This is a genomic window from Microbacterium sp. C-MGS6, from assembly GCF_058140415.1.
In genome coordinates, this window is the sequence record NZ_CM176934.1 from 147,010 (window position 1) to 167,091 (window position 20,082).

The following is a 20,082-nucleotide window of genomic DNA, read 5'->3' on the forward strand; positions in this document are numbered from 1 at the left end:
TCAGAATCCGTTGCCGTGACACTGGAATGGGGCGGAAACCCCCGTCGTCAGCGCGGCGCTCGCCAGGGCGTCGGCGGGAGAAGCGCCGGTCGAGAGGCCGTCGTGGACCGCGGTGAGGAGCTCGCAGGCGTCGTCGTCCGGCACCGTGACCGGGGCCGCGATCACCGAGTCCGCGCCCGCGTGCAGCCAGACCCGCGTCATGCCCAGGGCCTCCTCTCCCCAGCGCACGGAGGAGCGCCCCAGCTCGCACGCCGAGAGGATCACGGTCCGCGGCACCCGGGGGATGAGGTCGACGTCGTAGCCGAAGAGCACCCCGTCGGCGAGCTCGAAGCCGGAGAACAGAGGATTGTCGACCGCATGGCGTCCGTGCGCGGCGATGTGGAGCACATCGACGGAAGCGGCCAGTGCCGTGGCGGCGGTCACGGTCGCCTCGGTGCCCTGCAGCAGGCGGGTCGCCCCCCGCGTCGTCCATGAATCCGCCGCGCGCCGGACCTCTTCCGCCGCCCGCGGTACCCGTGGTCCCGCCGCGAAGCCCACGCTCGGGGTCGAGGCGGCGGCCGTCGTGCCGTGAAACCAGCGCGAGACCGAGGTCGCGAGGGTGAACGGCACGCCGTGCATGCTGGGGAGCATGGCCCACGGCACCCCGCCGAGGATCCCGGGAACGGTGACGACGAACCGCTCGGCGCCCGCGGCGGCCCGGCGCATCGGCCCGAGCAGCTCGTCGTCCAGGACTGCGAGGCGTGCCGTCAGAGCGCGCGCGGTCACCGGCCCCATCGCGCCGCCCCGCGTGAGCGCGGCCATGTCGAGGTCGGCGCGCAGGCCGTCGAGAGCGGTCCGTACCCGCGACCACGACAGGTCGACGACGGTCGCGCCGTCCGGCCGCACCACTACCCCGTGCAGGCCGGTGCCGGTGTAGACGTAGGCCAGCACCGCCGTATCGGACGGCAGGAGCGCGGAGGTCTCGGCGAGCGTCCGGCGCTCCCTCGTCGCTCCCGAGCCGGTGGCGGACCACTGCCGCTCCCGCACCCGGTCGCGGAGCGCGCGGACGGTGGGGTCGGTCGTCCAGTCCGCCCCCGCGAGGTCGGCGCGCAGCATCCGCAGTTCTGCGAGGTCGGCGGCGAGGGCGTCGTCGTGCGGGGGGCGGACGGGGGCGACCTGCTGGCTGAGGTGCCGGGCGCGCTCGGACCACTCGAAGAGCGTCGCAGGGTCGCGGCGGCGGACCGCGGCGGCGAGCCCGGTGAACACGAGGTCGCTGGCGTGCATGGCGACGGAGGCCTGCAGGTCGAGGGCGCCGAACGACCGCTGCCACACCGACAGCAGGTCGAGCCCGGCGGCCGCGGCGCGCAGCGCCTCCCCGTCACGGCCGCGTCCGGCGGCGCGGGCCGCACGGACCTCCTGCGCACGGAGCCGCAGCGGCGTCGGGGCCGAGGCGGGGACGCGGGGGAGGCGGCCGGTGCCGTCGCGGCGGGCGCTCAGCCGCAGGGCCGTGGCCTCGGTGCGGAAGCCGCTCCGGTCGAGCTCCTGCGCCACGCGTTCCCACGCGTCCGCATCGAGGGGGCGGTCGGGCCGGATCCGCTGCCGCGCCTCCAGCTGCACCGCGGCGGCTCTGGCCGCCCAGCCGCTGCTGCCGAGGGCGGTGAAGCGTCGGGCGGCGGTGCGGGCGGCGCGCTCGGCCGCCCGAGGGTCGTGCCGGACGAGCGAGCGGGCGAGGTGGAACTCGGCCTCACCACGGGCCTGGCGCATCCGCTGTGCACCGAACTGCACGGCCACGCGGCCGAGCAGCGCCTCCGCCTCGGTGGTCAGGCCCGCGTCGCGGAGCACCTCGGCGCGGTCGAGGTCGCTGATGGCGGTGGCCAGGGCGCTGGTGGCCGCGAACGTCGACCGGGACGCGGCCATCAGGCGCAGCGCCGACACGAGGTCCCCGCCGAGCAGCGCGGCATAGCCGAGGTTGTGCGTGGCCTCGGCGAGGGAGTCCCGTTCCTCGTGCGCCTCGTAGATCGCGATCGCGCGCCGGAGGTCGGCCATGCAGGTGTCCAGACGATGGCGCTGCATCCGCACCACCGACCGGTTCATCAGACAGTTCGCGAGCGCGGTGGTCTCGGCACCGGCAGCGGTGAGGGCGTCGATCGCGGCGGTCAGGCTCGCCTCGGCCTCCTCCATCCGTCCGCCGTGCATGAGGAGGGCGCCGAGCTGCCCGCCGAGGAGGGCGACCGTCTCGGCCTGCAGTCCGTCCCTGGCCAGGGCCTCCCGGCACAGCGCCTCCGCCGCCGCGGGCTCGCCGGTCTGCGCGAGCACGTAGGCGGCCGTCCCGTCGATGCGGGCGCGGAGGTCGGCGTCGTCGGTGCGGGCGGCGGCCTTCTCCAGTTCCCGCCGGGCGCGGGTGAACTGCCGGGCGTTGGCCGCCTCGACGCCGCGTCGGTGCAGCGCGCTCGCGGACAGGGGCATCCGTCCAGGATGCCGTGCCGGAGCGGTCGTGCGGAAGGGTGAGAGGCGTCAGGACCTCTCGTGCGGCGTCGGCAGCGACGTCAGGACGGCGGCGACGGCCTTCGCGGCGACGGCGGGCTTCACACCCTGGGTCGGGACGGCGCCGAGCTGGGCGGCGACCCGTCCGGCGATGTACGGAGCCGCGAAGGAGGTGCCGCTCCACACCGCGAAGCCGCCTCGGTAGTCGTCCGGGTCGAGCGTCTCGCGCGGCAGCCCGTCGACGTCTGCGCGGGTCGCGGCCTGCGCGCCGCCGACGAAGGCCGGCGAGGTGCTGACCACCGCGGCGCCCGGGGCGTACACCTGCACCCACGGGCCGACGTTCGAGAACAGGGCCACGGAGTGCGCCGACGGGTTCAGGGCGCCGACGGAGACGTGCGGAGCCCCGTCGTCGGACCGCAGCCCGTTGTCGGCGCCGGGCCACGGCCACAGCGACGCGGGGAAGGAGGGGCGGTCGATCGCGTCGTTGCCGGCCGAGCAGACGACCACGCAGCCGAGTTCCCTGGCCTTCGCGAGCAGCTCGTACAGCGTCGTGCTGAAGAGCCCGTCGGTCGGGGTCTCGTGGTAGTAGCTGAGGGAGAGGTTCAGCACGTCGATCGGGAAGCCCGTCGTCGGATCCTCCCGATGCCGCCGGAGCAGCTCCACGACCTGCGCCACGGTCTCGAGGAGCGTGCTCTCGTCCACCACCCCGAGCGCGCCGGCGACACGGATCGACAGGATGTCGGCGTCCGGAGCGGCCTGACGCACGAGGCCCGCGATGAAGGTGCCGTGCCCGGCCACCGCGTCGATCTCGCCGTCGAGCTGCCCGTAGAGGTCGGGGTAGCGCTCCGGGTCGGCGTCGTCCGTGAAGCCCACGGGGACGCCGTCGAGCTCCACGTGCCGGGTGACGATGTCGGACGGCAGCCAGGCGTGCTCGCCGCACCCGGTGTCGAGGACCGCCACGACCGGTCGTCGTCCGCGCTTCGGAGCGGCGGCGCGGGCCGGGGCGGGACCGAGCCAGGTGACCGGCTGCCGCGCCCCGCGTCCGGGCTCCAGGTAGTCGTCGCTGCCGCCTCCGCCGGGTGCCGCACCGCGGACGGGGTTCGTCCGGGTGAACGGGTTGGTCCGGGTGAACGGGTTCGTCCGGGTGAACGGGTTGAGTCCGACCGGATCGATCGAGAGCACGTGCTCGAGGCTGGTCCGCGGCATCGTCGAGCGCGACAGACGACGCGCGCGTTGCAGCACCCGCCAGGCATCGGGTGCCACGGGGGACTCGCCCCTGGTCGGCTCATCCGGCGTGGTCAAGCGCGCCCGCAGGAACCCCGCGACACCCGGCACGAGCTCGCCGTTCCCGATCTCCCGCTCCGGCGACTCCAGCTCCAGCCGCCAGCCGAAGGAGTCGGCGGCATCCCTCAGGGCGCGCAGCTCGCGGTCGTACGCCTCCTGCTCGTCGAGGGCACGCGTGATCAGCAGGCGCTCCGGCAGGTACGCGGTGGGGAACGCTCGGATCCCGTCCACCGGTTCGGTGCTGGGGTCGAGGGCGGTCCCGCGGCGGATCGATCCCTCCGCGCGGTCCTGCCAGGTCCATCCCTGGGGCTGCTCCATCGGTCATCCTCTCCGTGGGCATCGACGGCGACGGTGCCGGCGATGCGGGGTCACAACTCGAACTGCGGGGTCTCCAGGGTGCGGGTCTCGTCGCCGACCGTCGCGGTCAGGCGCACGCGGCTGAGCCCCGACGGCACCTCGTCGAACATGAATCGGCCGGTCTCCGCCGGGGTCGTGCGGCGTTCGCGCTCGCCCTGCAGCAACACGATCTCCGCAGCGGCGGTGTCCACCCAGCCGTCGATCCGTCGTCGTCCGGACGCGGTCGTCGTGACGTGGAGGAGGATGCTCGTGCTGCCGTCGCTGAACTGGAGGGTGAGGGCGTCGGTCTCGCCGCGGACCGTGCCGAGCTGGCCCTCCACGAGGGTGAGCAGCGCGTACTCGCGGTTGAGTCCGTCCGCCGCGACCGCGGCGACCATCCGGTCGATCAGCCCGGCAGGGACCGGATCGACCTCTCCCCAGAGGCTGCGCAGGCGGGCGAAGAGCCGGGCGTCGTCCTCATCGCTCATGATCGTCCGTCCGTCCGTCCGACGGGCCGGGGCGTCGAGGAGGTCGCGGAGCTTCGCGAGGCAGCGGTTGCGGGTCGGCCCGATGCTGCCGACCGGCATGGACAGGTCGCGGGCGAGGCGCGCGTAGTCAGGGCGGTCCTCGAAGGCGATCACCCGGAGGAGACGCTGGCAGCGCTCGGCGAGGCGGCGGACCGCGGCCCAGAGCCGTCGGTTCTCGTCGTCCAGCGTGGCGTGCTCCTCGGCGGACGCCTGCTCCGGAAGGAGGGCGTCCAGGTCGTCGGCTTCCGCGGTGTCGACGCGACCGTTCGCCTTGCCGACCTTCCAGGCCTCGCGGCGGGCGGTGGTCGTGAGCCACGCGGAGACGGCCCGCGGGTCGGCGATGGCACCGTGGCCGCGCACGAGCTGGAGCCAGGTCGTCTGCACGACGTCTTCCGCGAGGGTGCGTTCGAGGCCGTAGGCGCGCACGACGTGCCACAGCACCGGCGTCATCAGCCGCACCAGGTCGTCCATCGAGCGGCCGTCGCCATCGCGCCACGCATCGAACAGGTCCGCGGCACGTTCCCAGCGTGCGCGCCCGTCGTCGGATGCCGGATCGAAGGCGGCGCCGGGGGCACCGTCGATCATGAAGCCCATTGTGATCACACCTACCAGGAGCACGGCAAGGGCTCGGTGATACATGTCGCGGTCCAAGAATTCCGACGCCCGAATCCGTGGGGCGACGACACCCTCGATAGCGTGGAGGGGTGATCGCTCTCGTCGTCGTGCTGTTCCTCAATGCCGGCTTCAACGTGCTCGTCTGGCCGCGGTTCTACAGGCGGGTCGCGAACGATCCGCGCGCCAGGGACGAGAACGGCAAGGCCGCCCCGTTCCTCCGCGTGCACGTCATCCTCATCGCGATCGCGCTGGCGCTCGCCGTAGCCTCCGCGGCGGCGGGGATCACCGTGCTCGCGGTCGCGCTCTAGCGCCCGATCCTCCGCCTCAGTCCGCCTCGTACTGGGCGGCGTGCGCGGCCCACCGAGACTCGACGGGGAGGCTGCGGAGGGCGCGATTCCCGATCGCGAGGGCGGCGGCCAGCACGCACAGGGCTGCGCAGATCAGGATGGTGCCCTGGCGTCCCGCCCACGCGAGGCCGAAGCCGGCGATGAGGGGGGCGAGCGGCATGGCTCCCATCGCAAGCACGCCGATGGCGCTGTTCGCGCGCCCCAGCAGTCGGGAGGGCGTGGCCACCATGAAGTAGCCCATCATCCCCGCGTTCAGGGCGGGGAGAAGGAGCACCGAGGCACCGAGGACGACCGCGACGGCCCACGGCGCGGACACGAACGACAGCACCACGGCGCAGAGGGCGACGACCGTGAGTCCGCCGATCGTCAGCACCCCCGCCGGGATCCGGGGCACGAGGAACGGGGCGACGACCGCGCCGACGAGCATCACGGCGCCGACCGCCGCGCTGACCGTGCCGATGAGCAGTTCGGAGTGCCCCGCCTGCTGCAGGGCGTAGACGACGGTGGTGATCGCGGCGTTGAAGCCGAGGTTGATGATCGTCATGATGAGCATGACGCCGCCGAGGTCGGGGCGGGACAGCAGCCAGCCGAATCCCTCCCGGAACTCCCGCCAGGCGTTCGGGCGGGTGGTGGGCGCGTCGAGGTCCGCGTCCTCCTCGGCACCGGTGTCGGCGATGCCCGCTCGCCTGGTCTGACGGCCGAGCGACCCGGCGGTCACGGCCGCGACGAGGTGGCAGAGGGTCATGACGGCACCGACGAGCCAGCCGCCCACGCCGAGCAACAGCCCGCCCAGGGGCCCGCCCGCGAGCTGGAGGGCGGCGTCGCGCCCCTGGTTCGCGGCCTGCGCCCGCCCCATCGCGTCATCCGGGACGATCTCCTTCAATGCGCTCTCGCCGGCGACGTCGAAGAGGCCGCTCCGTGCGGCCAACAGCACGTCGATCACGAGGAGGGTCGCGAAGGTGAGAGCGCCGCCGAGGGCGAGGAGCGTGAAGGCTCCGGCGAGCACGATCCCCAGGATCGAGCCGACGAGCATGAGCACGATGCGCCGGTGCCGGTCCGCCAGGATGCCGCCGACCAGCGTGAGCAGCAGGCGGGCCACCATGCCCGCACCTGCGATGACGCCGGCCTGCGCGGGGTCGTTCGTGATGATCAGCGCGAGCAGCGGCACGGCGAATCCGAACAGGGCAGACGCCAGGCCTTTGCTCGTGTCGCTGATGAGCCAGGTGAGGTAACGCGTGTTCCGCGACAGGCGGTGGGGGGTGGGCGTCATCGTCATGGCTCGACGATAGTTGCGCAAGACTAATTGCGCAACTATTCGTGCGGAAATGCGTGACTAGGATCGGGGAATGGCCGACGACGCGGAAACGACCTCCCGGGAGGACGCCGCCTTCATGACGTCGGCCATGCTCAAGGCCTACTCGCACCCGTTGCGCCGGCAGATCCTGCGTCTCATCGCCCGGCGGGGATTCCTGCGCGCGGCGGACATCGCGGGCGAGCTCGATGTGCCCGCCAACAGCGCCAGCTTCCACCTGCGAGTGCTCGCCGAGGCGGGGCTCATCGAGGAGGCGCCGGAGCAGGCCAGAGACCGCCGCGACCGCGTGTGGACGGGCCGCAAAGGGGCCCTCAACGTCGGCGGTCCGGAGAACCCCGTGCCCGACGAGGCGCTCGGCGGGGCCGTCGTGGCGGCGCTCGCCGAAGACCACCAGGACCTCGTGCGGCGGGTGATGGCCTGGACGCCGGAGTACGTTTCCGGCCGCACGGCCGAGGTGCACGCGTCATTCGTGCAGCGCACCATCCGCCTCACGGAGGCCGAGTTCGACGACGTGATGCACAACATCAACGACGTGCTCTCCGCCGCCGACGCCGCGCACGACGACACCGACCCGACCGGCCGGTACTGGCAGATGGACATCGTCGTCGCCGACGACACCATCTGAGTCACTCGTCGTCGTCGTCGGGGCGCTCGCCGCTGAGGATGAGGATGCGGCGGAGGTGCATCGCCGTCAGCACGCCCGGTCCCATCGAACTGCGGACGTCGAACGTGCGGTCGTCGACGCGCTCCAGCAGGAGCCGGATCGCCCGCGCCGCCTCGCCGCGACGGCGGTGCGCCGCGCTCGAGGCGGGGTCGTCCTCGGCGATGACGTCGGCGACGGCGTGGCAGGCCGCGGACAACGGCTCGGGCAGCGCGGGGTCGAGGGGCATGCCGGCGGGGCGCTCCCAGATCGTGTCGGCCGTCGCGTCGGCGATGTCGCGGATGAGGTGCGCGATCCGGTCCAGGGTGGAGAGCTGCTCGTGGATGTGGGCGGTTCCCGCGTGCCGACGGCGCGCTCGGGGGTTGTAGCGCACGCTCTCGTCGGCTTCGGCCAGGGCCGCACGGAGGTCGGCAGTGGTCTCGGCGAGCGCGGCGGCGTCGTCCGCCCACTGCGCGGTCTCCGGCGGCCAGGATTCGGAGACCGCGGAGCCGATGTCGTGCAGGTGTCCCGCGAGCTGTCGTCGGAACTGCTCCACCCGCGCCTCCGCCGATCCGATGAGCGGTGCGGGTGCGAAGAGAAGGTTCACCACCAGGCCGATCACGACTCCGACCCCCATCTGGGCCAGGTAGCCGACGGAGTAGTCGTCCGCGTTCTGACCGCCGATGATGAGCACGAACAGCGCCGCCATCGGGACGTACTCCTTCCCGACGCCGAACCAGCCGGTGCCGGAGACGAGGACGCCGAGGCCGACGACGAGGGGGATCGTCCACCACGTCGGTCCGACGGTGAGCACGATCACCGCGGCCAGACCGATACCGGTGGCCAGGCCGAACAGGGTCTGCAGGCTCGACCGCATGGACCCCATGAGCGTCGGATACATGCTCACGAGCGCGCCGAGGGGTGCGTAGTACGGATACTCGTCGGTGACTCCCGGCATGTGCGGCGCGATGGTCCACGCGAGCCCCACGGCGAGCGCCGTCTTGACGACGAGGAGCAGGCGGGCGGGTCGGACCGCCTCGCGAATGGTGCGGGCGAGGTACGAGCGGCGCTCGCGGACGCGCAGGCGGGAAAGGTCAGGCGTCACGTCATCCTCTCCTCGCGGCGGTCGGGTGGTCCTCTCTGGCGAGGATAGGGCCGAGGGCCGCCTGCGGCCACCGGGTTGCCCCGGCTCGGGCCGCCGGGTAGAGGCGGTAGGACGCGGATGCCGCGACCGCGCGGGGTGCGCAGCCGCGGCATCCGCGGATTCGGATCCTTGCGTCAGGGCGTGGCCCGACGGAACGCGAGGAACGAGATGACGCTGAGGACGGCCACGACCACGAGCCCCCAGAGCGCGAGGCCCACGGCGCCGAGGTCGAGGATGCCGAGCCACACGTCGCCCCACAGCTCGAGCCGTGTCACCAGGTACACGACCCCCACGAGGAGGAGCGCCAGGGCGACGCCGACGATGGTGAGGACCATCGGACCCCAGCTCTTGTAGATGGTCGCGCCGGTGAACCCGACCACGAAGAAGAACAGGGCGAGGGTGAAGTAGACGACGAAGGCGCCGAGCGGGCCGGCCTCCCACAGCCACGGCAGGTGGAACACCCAGCCGTTCACGCCGTAGCCGTTGGTGGCGAGCTCGATCGCACCGCCCAGGAGGAACAGCACCCCGAGCAGTGCGCTCCCGAGGATCGCGGTCAGCAGCGTCCCGATGAAGAACTCGCGCCGGGTGACGCTCATGGCCTGCGAGAACGGGAAGGTCAGCGTCATGGCCGACAGGCCGATCGCGAAGAAGTACCACAGCGGCGCCTGGCCGCCTCCGCCGTATTTGGGGGCATCGCCCGGGATCATCGCGTAGATGAGGACCGAGATCACGACGGCGGAGCCGAGGATGATCAGGGGGACCCAGACGAAGGTCTGCCGGTTGATGAGCTGCAGCCGGATGACGTTGAGTGTGCGTCGCATCAGCGGACTCCTTCCGTGGTGGCATCGGCTCTCGTGGCGCCGCGGCTCTCGGCCTTCTGGGTGAGGCGGACGATGAGCTGCTGCAGCGAGACGGGGGCGAGGTCGAGACCCGCGGCCCGCACGTCGGCGCGGTCGTCGGCGGTGAGGGTGCCGAGCACGGTGACCGAGGCGACGCGGCCGAGCTCATCCCGGTGCAGCACCTCGCGGCCGGCGGTCCAGGCGTCGACCTTGGCGGCGTCGCCGACGACGGTCACGGCGCGGTCGCGGACGGCATCGGTGTCCTCGTTCAGGAGGATCTGGCCGTTGTCGATCACGATGACCTTCTCGATGAGGTTCGCGACCTCGTCGATCAGGTGCGAGGAGAGGATGATCGTGCGCGGGTGCTCCGCGTAGTCCTCGACGAGCCGGTCGTAGAAGATCTGTCGGGCGACGGCGTCGAGCCCCAGGTAGGGCTCGTCGAAGAACGTGATCTCGGCGCGGGAGGCCAGGCCGATGATGACGCCGACCGCGGAGAGCTGCCCGCGGGAGAGCTTCTTGATGGTCTGCTTCATCGGCAGCTGGAACTCCGCGATGAGCTCGTCCGCGAGGTCCTGGTCCCAGTGCGGGAAGAACAGGCGCGCGGCGGCGAACGCGTGCCGCGGGGTCGCGTCGTCCGGGTACTTCTGGCTCTCCCGGACGAAGCAGATCCGGCCGAGCACGTGGGCGTTCTCGTACGGGTGCTCGCCGAACACCTTCACAGTGCCGGAGGACTCGAAGTTCTGCGCCGTGAGGATCGACATGAGTGTCGTCTTCCCGGCACCGTTGCGGCCGAGGAGCCCGTAGATTGAGCCTCCCTCGAGCGAGAGCGACACGTTGTCGAGCGCCCTCTTCTCCTTGTAGCGCTTGGTGAGGTTCTGCACCTCGATGACGGCGGTCATGCGGGGTTCTTCCCTTCTGGGGTGGGGGCGGATGCGGCGCGCTGCCGGAGCAGGTCCGCGAGGTCTTCCGCGCCGAGACCCAGCGTGCGGGCCTCCGCGAGGAGCGGGTCGATGTAGCGGTCGGCGAAGGCCGCGCGGCGCTCGCCGAGGAGCAGTTCCCTGGCGCCTTCCGAGACGAACATGCCGATGCCTCGGCGCTTGTGGAGCACTCCCTTGTCGGTGAGCATGGCGACTCCCTTCGCAGCGGTGGCGGGGTTGATGCGGTAGAACGCGGCGAGCTCGTTCGTCGAAGGGGCCTGCGCCTCCTCGGCCAGCGAGCCGTCGAGGATGGAGTCCTCGATCTGCTCGGCGATCTGGAGGAAGAGCGGCTTGCCTTCTTCGATCACGAGTCCTCCGTGGTTGCTGGGTTACTTACTTGACTAAGTAACCATGGGACCCGGTTCCGTGTCAACCCTCTCCTTCGCGGGCAGGCACAGCTTCGGAGATCTCGGTCGACACGCCGCCAGACGGGCGGTCCGGGCGGCGTGCCGGCCGTCAGCTCCGAAGTTGTGCACGGGGGGGCGAGGCGGGCCGCGTACAGTGGGCTGGTGCCGGAGTTCCCCTACAGTCGTCTGCGTCGCTGGCCCGACGTCGAGGCGGACAACCTCCAGGCCCACGATGCGACCGATCTGCTGCTCGTGGAGCGGACGCTCGCCCTCGACGTGCCAGGGTCCGAGACGGTCGTGATCGGAGACGAGTACGGCGCGATCTCGCTCGCTCTCACGGCGGCCGGGAGGCGCGGGATCCGTGTGCACCAGGACCTCGCGACCGGACGCCGCGCGCTCGCCCGCAATGCGGAGGAGCTCAGGATCGGTGGGTTCACCCCGCACGAACTCGACGAGAGCCTGCTCGCCGGTGCGCAACTGGTGCTGCTGCAGCTCCCGAAGGCCCTCGCCGAACTGGAGGAGATCGCGGATGCGGTCGCCCGGTGGGCTGCGCCTGACGTGGTGCTCGTCGCAGGCGGTCGGGTGAAGCACATGACTCTGGCGCAGAACGAGGTGCTGGGGCGGAGCTTCGCCCGGGTACAGGCGCAGCGCGCCGAGCGGAAGTCGCGGCTGCTCGTCGCCTCCGAGCCGCTCCCGGTGCCCGAGTCGCCGCCGTTCCCGGTCACCGCGCGGCACGGCGACCTCGTCCTCGTGGCCCACGGCGGCGCCTTCGCCGGGTCCCGCCTCGATATCGGCACCCGGGTCCTGCTCGAGGTGCTCGACCTCGACGGTTCACAACTCAGGAGAACAGAGGTGACACGCGCCGAGAACGAGCGGAACGGCGGCGAGAGCGGCCGTTCTTCCGGAGTTGTGAACGGCGGACGCCGCGTGCTCGACCTCGGCTGCGGGACCGGAGCGCTCGCCGTGTCCTGGGCGCTCGCCCACCCGCAGGACCGCGTCGTCGCCACAGACCGTTCGGCCGCCGCCGTCGCCTCCGCCCGTGCCACCGCGTCGGCGAACGGCGTGGCCTACCGGGTCGAGGTCACGCACGACGACGCGGGTTCGGCGCTCGCCGCGGGGAGCTTCGACACGGCGCTCTTGAATCCGCCGTTCCACCTCGGCGCCAGCGTGCACACCGGCGCCGCGACCCGCCTGTTCGAGGCCACCGCGCGTCTGCTCCGACCGGACGGGGAGCTGTTCACGGTGTACAACTCGAGCCTCGGCCACCGGGCCGAGATGAGCCGTCTGATCGGCCCCACCGATCAGCTCCGGCGCACCCCGAAGTTCACCGTGACGCGCACCGTCCGGCGCCCGTGAGTACGCCGCCCCGAGATTGCTAGACGCTCGTACTATCCCCCGGTCAGCGGCGGAAACCCGGGTACGTCCGTGGAGCAGGATTTGCCGCTGACCGGCCATTTCGTTACGTTGGTCTGCGGGCCTGACGGCCCATAGACCAGTCCGCGGTCACGTCCTTCCTTCGATGAGCTGTGCGGCGAAGAGGCGTGGGCGTACGGTCGATCCCCTCTGCGGCGGATCCGAAATCCGCCGCCTGTGCCGCCACAGCGAAGACGTCGAACGGCCTCGTGAGGATCACCCGGGCGTAACCGAAGCAGGCTCAGCCACCCGAAGGCCGAGCCGCAGGGGAAACGTGTCCGAAACAGCACTCGAAGCGCGCCATCTGTACAAGGTGTTCGGGAGGAATCCGAGCGCCGCCGTCCGCCGACTGAAGGCCGGGGAGAGCCGCACGGCCGTCGCCGACGCGGGGACCGCCGCGGTCATCGACGCCAGCTTCACCGTCAACCGCGGTGAGATCTTCGTCATCATGGGCCTGTCCGGATCGGGCAAGTCGACCATCATCCGCATGCTCAACGGCCTGCACGACATCACCGCCGGCACCGTCACCGTGGGCGGCGACCCGATCACGGGGATCCCGGCCGCGCGCCTGCGCGAGATCCGCCGCGACCGCATCTCGATGGTGTTCCAGCACTTCGCGCTGCTGCCGCACCGCACGGTCGCCGCGAACGTCGCCTACCCGCTCGAGCTCAAGGGGGTCGGCAAGGCCGAGCGCCAGGCCAAGGCCGAGGAGATCCTCGCCCTCGTCGGACTCGAGGGCCAGGGAGACAAGCTGCCCTCCGAGCTCTCCGGCGGCATGCAGCAGCGCGTCGGCATCGCCCGCGCCCTCGCCGCCGACAGCGACATCCTGCTCATGGACGAGGCCTTCAGCGCGCTCGACCCGCTGATCCGCCGCGAGATGCAGGAGCAGCTTCTGGAGCTGCAGCAGAAGCTCCAGAAGACCATCGTCTTCATCACGCACGACCTCAACGAGGCCATGTTCCTCGGCGACCGCATCGCCGTCATGCGCGACGGGCGCATCGTGCAGATCGGCACGCCGGAGGACATCCTCATGGACCCGGCGAACGACTACGTCGAGCAGTTCGTGCAGGACGTCGACCGCGCGCGCGTGCTCACCGCCGCGAACGTCATGGAGCGTCCGCGCCCCGTCGTCGCCGAGTCGGCCGGTCCCCGCACCGCGCTCCGCCAGATGCGGGACGCCTACATGTCGGCGACCTACGTGGTCGGCAAGGATCGCCAGCTGGTCGGCGTCGTCACCGACCGCGACGCCGTGAAGCTCGTCCGTCAGGGCGCCACGCGCCTCGACTCGATCATCAAGCCGGTGCTGCAGAGCGTCCGCGAGGACGACGTCCTCATGAACCTGTTCGTCCCCGCCGTCGAGTCGCCGCTGCCCCTCGCGGTGACGGATGCCGACGGCCGCCTCGCGGGCGTGATCCCGCGCGTCACCCTGCTCGCGGCGCTCGGTCCCGGGCCCGGAGCGACCGAGGAGATCCTGCTGCCGATGACCCCCATGCCCCAGGCTGAGATCGACGCCGTGCTCGACGACGGATGGACGGCCGAGCCCGGCCCTTCGACGAGCTCAGGGACCCAGGGTGGGTTCGGCTCAGAGGCCCAGGTCGACACGGAGGAGGTGCGCTGATGGACGGTTTCCGCATTCCTGTGGGCGACTGGGTCGCCGCCGGCGTCGACTGGATCACCGCCAACCTCGACGGCCTGCTCGACGCGGTCTCGTTCGTGGTGAGCTTCCTCGTCGACGGCCTGACCCGCCTGCTCCTCACCCCGCACTTCGCGGTCATCATCGTGATCGCCGCGCTGATCGCCTGGGTCGTGCGGTCGTGGCAGCTCGCGATCGGCACGATCCTGTCGTTCGGGCTCATCGTCGCCATGGACCTCTGGGTCCCGGCGATGCAGACGCTCGCGCTGGTCCTCGTCGCCGCCGTCGTGGCCGTGCTGATCGCGGTGCCACTGGGCATCTGGTCGGCGCGCAATGCGACGGTGCGCGCGACGTTGAAGCCGGTGCTCGACTTCATGCAGACCATGCCGGCCTTCGTGTACCTGATCCCGGCGATCGTGTTCTTCGGCATCGGTGTGGTGCCCGGACTCGTCGCCACCGTGATCTTCGCGCTGCCTCCCGGCGTGCGCCTGACCGAGCTGGGCATCCGCGGTGTCGACGCCGAGACCGTCGAGGCCGGACACGCCTTCGGAGCGACGCCGAGTCAGATCCTCCGCGGGATCCAGCTGCCGCTCGCGATGCCGACCATCATGGCCGGCGTGAACCAGGTCATCATGCTCGCGCTGTCGATGGCGGTCATCGCCGGTATGGCCGGAGCCGACGGGCTCGGGAAGATGGTCGTCGAGGCGATCTCGACGATCAACATCCCCAAGGGTGTCGAGGCGGGACTGGGCGTCGTGCTCATCGCCGTGTTCCTCGACCGGGTGACCGCCGCTCTGGGCGCGCCCGGCGAGAACCGCTCCTCGCTCCTCGGCATGCTGAAGCGTCGCGGTTCGTCCCGGCCTTCCGCTCCCGTGGCGTCGGAGCCCGCAGCCTCCGCGCCCGCCGACTCCGCCCCGACCGAGTCCGAGCTCGCCCGCGCCTGAGCGCCCCGCCCCGCGCCCCCGTCTCCGTCCCCCACCCCCTTTCGTCCGGTGCGGGATGGAAAACGGGCGCCGGGGCGCGGCTCCCGGCACGGTTTCGATCCCGGCACAGCTGTCCCGCGGCCTCGTCCGCACCTCCTGAATCACATACGGAACGCAAGAGAGAGAGTCACATGAAGAAGAAGATCCTGACCATCACCGCCCTCGGTGCAGCCGCAGCGCTCACCCTCGCCGGATGCAGCGGCGACGGCGCCGGCGGCACGAGCGGCGGCGGCGACGGTGCCGAGGACAAGGGCACCATCACCCTCGGGTTCCTGCCCTCCTGGACCGACGGCCTCAGCACCGCCTACCTCCTGCAGGACCAGCTCGAGAAGATCGGCTACACGGTCGAGATGAAGACGCTCACCGAGGCCGGCCCGCTCTACACCGGACTCGCGCAGGGCGACGTCGACATGTACCCGTCGGCGTGGCCGGAACTCACCCACGCCTCCTACATGGACACCTACGGCGACGACATCGAAGACCTCGGCACGTACTACAAGAACGCGAAGCTGACCCTCGCGGTGCCGGAGTACTCCGAGCTCACCTCGATCGAGGACCTCGCGGGCAAGGGCGCCGACTTCGACGGCAAGATCTACGGCATCGAGCCGGGTGCGGGCCTGACCGCCCAGACCCAGAAGATGATGCCCGAGTACGGCCTCGACGGCGAGTACGAGCTCGTCACCTCGTCGACCGCGGCGATGCTCACCGAGCTGAAGACCGCGACCGACAAGAAGGAGGACATCGTCGTCACGCTGTGGCGTCCGTTCTGGGCGAACGACGCCTTCCCCGTGAAGGACCTCGAGGACCCGAAGGGTGCCATGGGCGAGGCCGAGGGCCTGCACTTCCTGGGCACCACGGGCTTCGCGGACGAGTTCCCCGAGGCGGCCGAGCTGATCAAGAAGATCAAGCTGGACGACGAGCAGTACGGCGCGCTCGAAGACCTCGTGGTCAACGAGTACGGCGAGGGCAAGGAAGCCGACGCGGTCGACGCGTGGCTCGAGGAGTACGGCGACCAGTTCGACTGGACCGTCACCAGCTGACACCCGTCGCACGTCTCGAAGGAGGGTCTCCCACAGCGGGAGGCCCTCCTTCGTCGTGGGCGACCCTTTTCGCTCGCGGTCACGGTCATGGTCGCGCTCAGCTATTCCGATCGTCCGGTCTGATCGCGCTGTCCCCCGAAGGGGGGACAGCGCGCCTACGACAGCCCGGGTACTGTCCTGTACAGGCGGGATGTTGAACTCGATACAAGAAGAGGTATCTGATGAATCGACAGAACCGATTCCCGCGCGTCGGTATCGCGAGCGTCGTGATAGTCGCCATGCTCGCTTCCTCCGGGGGTGTGGCAGCGAACGCGTTTGAAATCGACGGTACGGAGGAAGCCGTGGATGTCGTCTCGTCCGCCGCGGAGATCCATCCGCAGGCAGATGAAGTGACGCAGGTGCCGTTGCAGCCTCTGAACGGAGCGCTCGTCTCAGCCGGGGAGGACGCAACCGTATCCGTGCCTCGCGCCTTCTCGGACCCGATTGAAATCTCGCCGGCCGGTACGTGGGGAGGGGAGCTGACGGGCCTCACGATCGGTCTGCCTGAGCAGGTTCAAAGCGCTGAGGTGTCCGTTGCACAGGACGGGAGCGCGGTGGGCGAGGGGTCAGAGGTGACCGGGGTGATTCAGGCACTTGAGGGTGGTTTGCGCATTAGCACGGTCATCACCGGCCCGGATGCGCCCGGACGCTTGTCGTATGCGCTGCCCGACGATGTGGATATCGCGATCAACGAGGACGGCTCGGCTTCATTGAGCAGAACTGCCGTGGACGACGGCACTGGGGTACTCACCGCAATGATCGGAAGGATTGGCACACCGTGGGCTACGGATGCGAGAGGCCAGCGCATCGCGACGCACTACGAAGTCTCCGGCAGCAAGCTCGTCCAGGTTGTCGATCACCATCAGGGTGGCGGTTAACGTCACATCCTTGGCAGGCGCGCTCCTTGGCTTCGGTGCGGCACTCCTTAATGTCTGCAACATCAAGAGCCGTGGTGTTTGGGTAGGGCACACCTGGGTGACTGGAGTTCTGCCCTTCGCCCCTACGGTGATGCGGTCCGGCTACTTCTGCGTGCCCAATTAGCGTGAAAGGGTCTCCTGCGGTGGAGAAAACCATGACCAATATGTTGTTAGCGGCGCTGATGGTTTTGTCCACGGGCGCCTTGATGTCGACCGACCTTCGCCATATACGAGTGGTGCACGTAACGCTGTGGGGGCTCATGCTCTCAGAAGTCGCCCTCCTCGCTCTGCTGGTCTTCGTCGATGGAGCGAGTGCTGCGGGGTGGGTGCCGCTGATCCTCTGCATCGTCGCGGGAGTGAACGTCACATTGTGGATCGGAGCTATCGTCCGGTCGTCGGGAGGAGCCGGTAGCGAGATCTGACACCCGTCGCACGTCTCGAAGGAGGGTCTCCCGCAGCGGGAGGCCCTCCTTCGTCGTGGGTGAGCCCCCTTATGCTCACGCCCGGAAGGTGGAAGCATGGCCCGCACTCGCCGACCCGCCCGGGTCGCGGAGGGGGGAAGAGACCGATGTGCACAGGACTGAGCTTCACGACCGCCGACCACTACTTCGGGAGGAACCTCGATCTGGAGTTCTCCTACAACGAGACGGTGACCGTCACGCCGCGGAACTTCCCGTTCCCGTTCCACCGGCTGCCGTCGTTGCCGACGCATCACGCGATCATCGGGATCGCCACGATCGCCGACGGCTACCCGCTCTACTACGACGCCGTCAACGAGAAGGGGCTCGGCATGGCCGGGCTCAACTTCCCGGACAACGCGCACTATCCGGCACCGGGGTCGGGGGACACCGAGGTCACGCCGTTCGAGTTCATCCCCTGGGTTCTCGGACAGTTCGAGACCGTGGCCGAGGTGAAAGAGGCCCTGCGGTCGGTGAGTCTCGTGGACATCAACTTCAGCCCGGAGTTCCCGCTGTCGCCGCTGCACTGGATCATCGCTGACAAGAGCGCGTCGATCACGGTCGAGAGCGTGCGCGACGGCCTCAGGGTGTATGACAACCCGTGGGGCGTGCTCACGAACAATCCCACGTTCGACATCCAGAGCTTCCGGCTCAACGACTATCAGCACCTCTCGAAGCGGCAGCCGGAGAACACGTTCGCCTCGGACGTGCCGATGGACCTCTACAGTCGCGGCATGGGAGGGATCGGGCTGCCGGGCGACCTGTCGTCGTCGTCGCGGTTCGTGAAGGCGGTGTTCACGCGGATGAACTCGGTGTGCGGGACGTCGGAGTCGGAGTCGATCAGCCAGTTCTTCCAGATCCTCGGCTCTGTCGCCCAGCAGCGTGGGTGCGTGCAGGTCGGCGACGAGGAGAAGTACGAGATCACCATCTACTCGTCGTGCGTCAACACCGCGACGGGCGTGTACTACTACACGACCTACGAGAACAGCCAGATCACGGGTGTGGACATGCACAAGGAGGATCTCGACGGCTCCGAGCTCGCGGCGTATCCGCTCGTGAAGGGCCAGCAGATCGCGATGCAGAACTGATCTCCGGAACGCGCAACCCCCTCATCGGCCGGCGGGTCGCGGCGTAGCCTGTGGCCGTGGACGGGTTCGCGGCGGTCGACTTCGGGTTCGCCCGCGAGGTCCTGCAGCGGGGCATCGCGGCGCTGTACCTCGTCGCGTTCGTCTCGACGCTGAACCAGTTCCGTCCGCTCCTCGGCGAGCATGGGCTCCTGCCCGCGCCCGTGCTGCTCGACTGGGTGACGCAGAAGCGCGAGCGCCGGAAGCTGCTGCACCCCACGCTCTTCACCCGCGTCCGCTACACCGACCGGCGCCTGGTGGCCCTGTCCTGGGCGGGGATCGTCGTCGCCGCGCTGCTCGTCGTCGGGGTTCCCCAGCTCGGACCGCCGTGGGTGCCGATGCTCGCGTTCCTCGCCCTGTGGTTCGGCTACATGTCGGTGGTGAGCGTGGGGCAGACGTTCTACTCGTTCGGGTGGGAGATGCTGCTGCTGGAGGCGGGGTTCCTCGCGGCGTTCCTCGGCTCGAACGACCAGCCGCCGCCGACTGTGGTGATCGTGCTGTTCTGGTGGCTGCTGTTCCGGCTGGAGTTCGGCGCCGGGATGATCAAGATCCGCGGCGGACGCGAGTGGCGCGACCTCACCGCGATGACCTTCCACCACGAGACCCAGCCGATGCCCGGGCCGCTGAGCCGCCAGGCGCATCTGCTGCCGCGGTGGTTCCACAAGCTCGAGGTGGTCGGCAACCACGTCGCGCAGCTCGTCGTGCCGTTCTCCCTCTTCGCGCCGATCCTGTCCCTCTGGCTCCCCGACAGCGCTGGCTGGGTCCCTGAGCCTGTCGAAGGGGCCGCGTGGGTCGGTGCCGTCGCCGGGGGGATCGTGATCGCGACGCAGCTGTGGCTCGTGCTCACCGGGAACTTCGCGTGGCTGAACTGGGCCACGATCGTGCTCGGGTTCTCCGCGATCGGCCTCCCCGGCATCGGGACTCCGGAGCGGACGCCGGAGACCTCGCTGCCGTGGACGGTGTCGGGCATGCCGCTGTGGTGGGTCGTGGCGACCTCGGCGGTCGGGGTGCTCTTCGTCGTGCTGAGCGTGCCCGCGGTGCGCAACCTCTTCGCGCGACGGCAGCTCATGAACGCGAGCTTCAACCGCTGGCAGCTCGCCAACGCCTACGGAGCCTTCGGCACGGTCACGCGGGAGCGGGTCGAGATCGTCGTCGAGGGGGCGGACGACGAGGAGGGCCGGCACTGGCGCGAGTACGAGTTCCGGGGGAAGCCGGGGGACGTGCGGCGGATCCCGCGGCAGTTCGCTCCGTATCATCTGCGGCTGGACTGGCTGATGTGGTTCCTGCCGCTCGGGCACTCGCTGGACGACTGGTTCTCCGTGTTCCTCGTGCGGCTGCTGGAGGCTGATGCCCCGACGCTGCGGATGCTGCGCGTCGACCCCTTCCACGGCGAGCGGCCGCGGTGGGTGCGAGCCGTGTCCTACCGCTACCGCTTCACGACCCGCGCCGAGCACCGTGCCGACGGCGCGATCTGGGTCCGGACGGGTCGCCGTGTGGTGCTCGGTCCGGTCGGCCTCCGCTGAGGTCGCAGATCCGCACGAGGTCGCACGGATTCCGGGCGAAGCTGCGACCTCAGCGAGAATCTGCGACCTTACGCAACCCGACGCGACGGAACGCGGCCGGGAGAACACGCGCCGAGCGCGG

At 70.4% G+C, this 20,082-nt stretch carries 18 protein-coding genes; 10 read left to right on the top strand and 8 right to left on the bottom strand.

The window, feature by feature from the left end:
• The 3 genes from AC3B5L_RS00725 to AC3B5L_RS00735 are packed head-to-tail and all read right to left on the bottom strand — an operon-like array spanning position 1 to position 5,195.
• The gene (locus AC3B5L_RS00725) at positions 1 to 2,445 is read right to left on the bottom strand and encodes a CHAT domain-containing protein (RefSeq protein WP_365756764.1); all 2,445 of its coding nucleotides are present in this window, start codon (positions 2,443 to 2,445) and stop codon (positions 1 to 3) included.
• A 48-nt stretch (positions 2,446 to 2,493) separates the two neighbouring features.
• Positions 2,494 to 4,065 carry a S8 family peptidase gene (locus AC3B5L_RS00730; protein WP_268777541.1) on the bottom strand — a complete coding sequence of 524 codons (1,572 nt, stop codon included), beginning with the start codon at positions 4,063 to 4,065 and terminating at the stop codon, positions 2,494 to 2,496.
• A 50-nt stretch (positions 4,066 to 4,115) separates the two neighbouring features.
• The gene (locus AC3B5L_RS00735; protein WP_490096067.1) at positions 4,116 to 5,195 is read right to left on the bottom strand and encodes an RNA polymerase sigma factor; all 1,080 of its coding nucleotides are present in this window, start codon (positions 5,193 to 5,195) and stop codon (positions 4,116 to 4,118) included.
• A 119-nt stretch (positions 5,196 to 5,314) separates the two neighbouring features.
• Here AC3B5L_RS00735 and AC3B5L_RS00740 point away from each other — a divergent pair, with 119 nt between their 5' ends.
• On the top strand, positions 5,315 to 5,533 hold the full coding sequence (locus tag AC3B5L_RS00740; RefSeq protein ID WP_490096068.1) for an SCO4848 family membrane protein: 219 nt from the start codon (positions 5,315 to 5,317) through the stop codon (positions 5,531 to 5,533).
• A 16-nt stretch (positions 5,534 to 5,549) separates the two neighbouring features.
• On the opposite strand, the gene AC3B5L_RS00745 is transcribed toward AC3B5L_RS00740, so the two are convergent.
• Positions 5,550 to 6,848, bottom strand: a complete 1,299-nt coding sequence (locus AC3B5L_RS00745; protein WP_490096069.1) for an MFS transporter — start codon at positions 6,846 to 6,848, stop codon at positions 5,550 to 5,552.
• A 70-nt stretch (positions 6,849 to 6,918) separates the two neighbouring features.
• Here AC3B5L_RS00745 and AC3B5L_RS00750 point away from each other — a divergent pair, with 70 nt between their 5' ends.
• On the top strand, positions 6,919 to 7,509 hold the full coding sequence (locus tag AC3B5L_RS00750; protein ID WP_187662885.1) for an ArsR/SmtB family transcription factor: 591 nt from the start codon (positions 6,919 to 6,921) through the stop codon (positions 7,507 to 7,509).
• A gap of 1 nt (position 7,510) precedes the next feature.
• Here the strand turns inward: AC3B5L_RS00750 and AC3B5L_RS00755 are convergent, their stop codons facing one another.
• From AC3B5L_RS00755 to AC3B5L_RS00770, 4 genes are all read right to left on the bottom strand, one after another.
• Positions 7,511 to 8,629, bottom strand: coding sequence for an FUSC family protein (locus AC3B5L_RS00755; protein WP_268777538.1), 1,119 nt, complete (start codon positions 8,627 to 8,629; stop codon positions 7,511 to 7,513).
• Positions 8,630 to 8,802: 173 nt separating this feature from the next.
• A complete protein-coding gene (locus tag AC3B5L_RS00760; RefSeq protein WP_187662887.1) occupies positions 8,803 to 9,489 on the bottom strand; it encodes a hypothetical protein in 687 nt (228 codons plus the stop codon).
• The gene (locus AC3B5L_RS00765; RefSeq protein WP_187662888.1) at positions 9,489 to 10,406 is read right to left on the bottom strand and encodes an ABC transporter ATP-binding protein; all 918 of its coding nucleotides are present in this window, start codon (positions 10,404 to 10,406) and stop codon (positions 9,489 to 9,491) included. Before AC3B5L_RS00765 ends, AC3B5L_RS00760 begins: the two co-directional genes overlap by 1 nt.
• A complete protein-coding gene (locus AC3B5L_RS00770) occupies positions 10,403 to 10,792 on the bottom strand; it encodes a GntR family transcriptional regulator (RefSeq protein WP_025104181.1) in 390 nt (129 codons plus the stop codon). Before AC3B5L_RS00770 ends, AC3B5L_RS00765 begins: the two co-directional genes overlap by 4 nt.
• A gap of 201 nt (positions 10,793 to 10,993) precedes the next feature.
• On the opposite strand from AC3B5L_RS00770, the gene AC3B5L_RS00775 reads away from it, so the two are divergent.
• From AC3B5L_RS00775 to AC3B5L_RS00810, 8 genes are all read left to right on the top strand, one after another.
• Positions 10,994 to 12,187, top strand: a complete 1,194-nt coding sequence (locus AC3B5L_RS00775) for a class I SAM-dependent methyltransferase (RefSeq protein WP_280565820.1) — start codon at positions 10,994 to 10,996, stop codon at positions 12,185 to 12,187.
• 331 nt (positions 12,188 to 12,518) lie between these two features.
• Positions 12,519 to 13,862, top strand: coding sequence for a quaternary amine ABC transporter ATP-binding protein (locus AC3B5L_RS00780; protein ID WP_232089145.1), 1,344 nt, complete (start codon positions 12,519 to 12,521; stop codon positions 13,860 to 13,862).
• A complete protein-coding gene (locus tag AC3B5L_RS00785; RefSeq protein ID WP_259951736.1) occupies positions 13,862 to 14,821 on the top strand; it encodes an ABC transporter permease in 960 nt (319 codons plus the stop codon). The genes AC3B5L_RS00780 and AC3B5L_RS00785 overlap by 1 nt, the downstream gene beginning before the upstream one ends.
• A gap of 170 nt (positions 14,822 to 14,991) precedes the next feature.
• Positions 14,992 to 15,900, top strand: a complete 909-nt coding sequence (locus tag AC3B5L_RS00790; RefSeq protein WP_259951737.1) for a glycine betaine ABC transporter substrate-binding protein — start codon at positions 14,992 to 14,994, stop codon at positions 15,898 to 15,900.
• A 221-nt stretch (positions 15,901 to 16,121) separates the two neighbouring features.
• Positions 16,122 to 16,817, top strand: a complete 696-nt coding sequence (locus AC3B5L_RS00795) for a hypothetical protein (protein ID WP_268777533.1) — start codon at positions 16,122 to 16,124, stop codon at positions 16,815 to 16,817.
• A 182-nt stretch (positions 16,818 to 16,999) separates the two neighbouring features.
• Positions 17,000 to 17,278 carry a hypothetical protein gene (locus AC3B5L_RS00800; protein ID WP_268777532.1) on the top strand — a complete coding sequence of 93 codons (279 nt, stop codon included), beginning with the start codon at positions 17,000 to 17,002 and terminating at the stop codon, positions 17,276 to 17,278.
• Between the two features lie 146 nt (positions 17,279 to 17,424).
• Entirely contained in the window at positions 17,425 to 18,402 is a 978-nt protein-coding gene (gene bsh, locus AC3B5L_RS00805) for a choloylglycine hydrolase (RefSeq protein ID WP_490096070.1), read from the top strand.
• A 56-nt stretch (positions 18,403 to 18,458) separates the two neighbouring features.
• Positions 18,459 to 19,961, top strand: coding sequence for a lipase maturation factor family protein (locus tag AC3B5L_RS00810; protein WP_490096071.1), 1,503 nt, complete (start codon positions 18,459 to 18,461; stop codon positions 19,959 to 19,961).
• Positions 19,962 to 20,082: the final 121 nt, after the last annotated feature.

What these genes read in the sequence shown, in the direction of transcription:
- AC3B5L_RS00785 (WP_259951736.1), top strand. Translation starts at nt 13,862, where the DNA reads ATGGACGGTTTCCGCATTCCTGTGGGCGACTGGGTCGCCGCCGGCGTC.
- AC3B5L_RS00745 (WP_490096069.1), bottom strand. Translation starts at nt 6,848, where the DNA reads ATGACGATGACGCCCACCCCCCACCGCCTGTCGCGGAACACGCGTTAC.
- AC3B5L_RS00765 (WP_187662888.1), bottom strand. Translation starts at nt 10,406, where the DNA reads ATGACCGCCGTCATCGAGGTGCAGAACCTCACCAAGCGCTACAAGGAG.
- AC3B5L_RS00735 (WP_490096067.1), bottom strand. Translation starts at nt 5,195, where the DNA reads ATGATCGACGGTGCCCCCGGCGCCGCCTTCGATCCGGCATCCGACGAC.
- AC3B5L_RS00795 (WP_268777533.1), top strand. Translation starts at nt 16,122, where the DNA reads ATGAATCGACAGAACCGATTCCCGCGCGTCGGTATCGCGAGCGTCGTG.
- AC3B5L_RS00750 (WP_187662885.1), top strand. Translation starts at nt 6,919, where the DNA reads ATGGCCGACGACGCGGAAACGACCTCCCGGGAGGACGCCGCCTTCATG.
- AC3B5L_RS00725 (WP_365756764.1), bottom strand. Translation starts at nt 2,445, where the DNA reads ATGCCCCTGTCCGCGAGCGCGCTGCACCGACGCGGCGTCGAGGCGGCC.
- bsh (WP_490096070.1), top strand. Translation starts at nt 17,425, where the DNA reads ATGTGCACAGGACTGAGCTTCACGACCGCCGACCACTACTTCGGGAGG.
- AC3B5L_RS00730 (WP_268777541.1), bottom strand. Translation starts at nt 4,065, where the DNA reads ATGGAGCAGCCCCAGGGATGGACCTGGCAGGACCGCGCGGAGGGATCG.
- AC3B5L_RS00760 (WP_187662887.1), bottom strand. Translation starts at nt 9,489, where the DNA reads ATGCGACGCACACTCAACGTCATCCGGCTGCAGCTCATCAACCGGCAG.
- AC3B5L_RS00790 (WP_259951737.1), top strand. Translation starts at nt 14,992, where the DNA reads ATGAAGAAGAAGATCCTGACCATCACCGCCCTCGGTGCAGCCGCAGCG.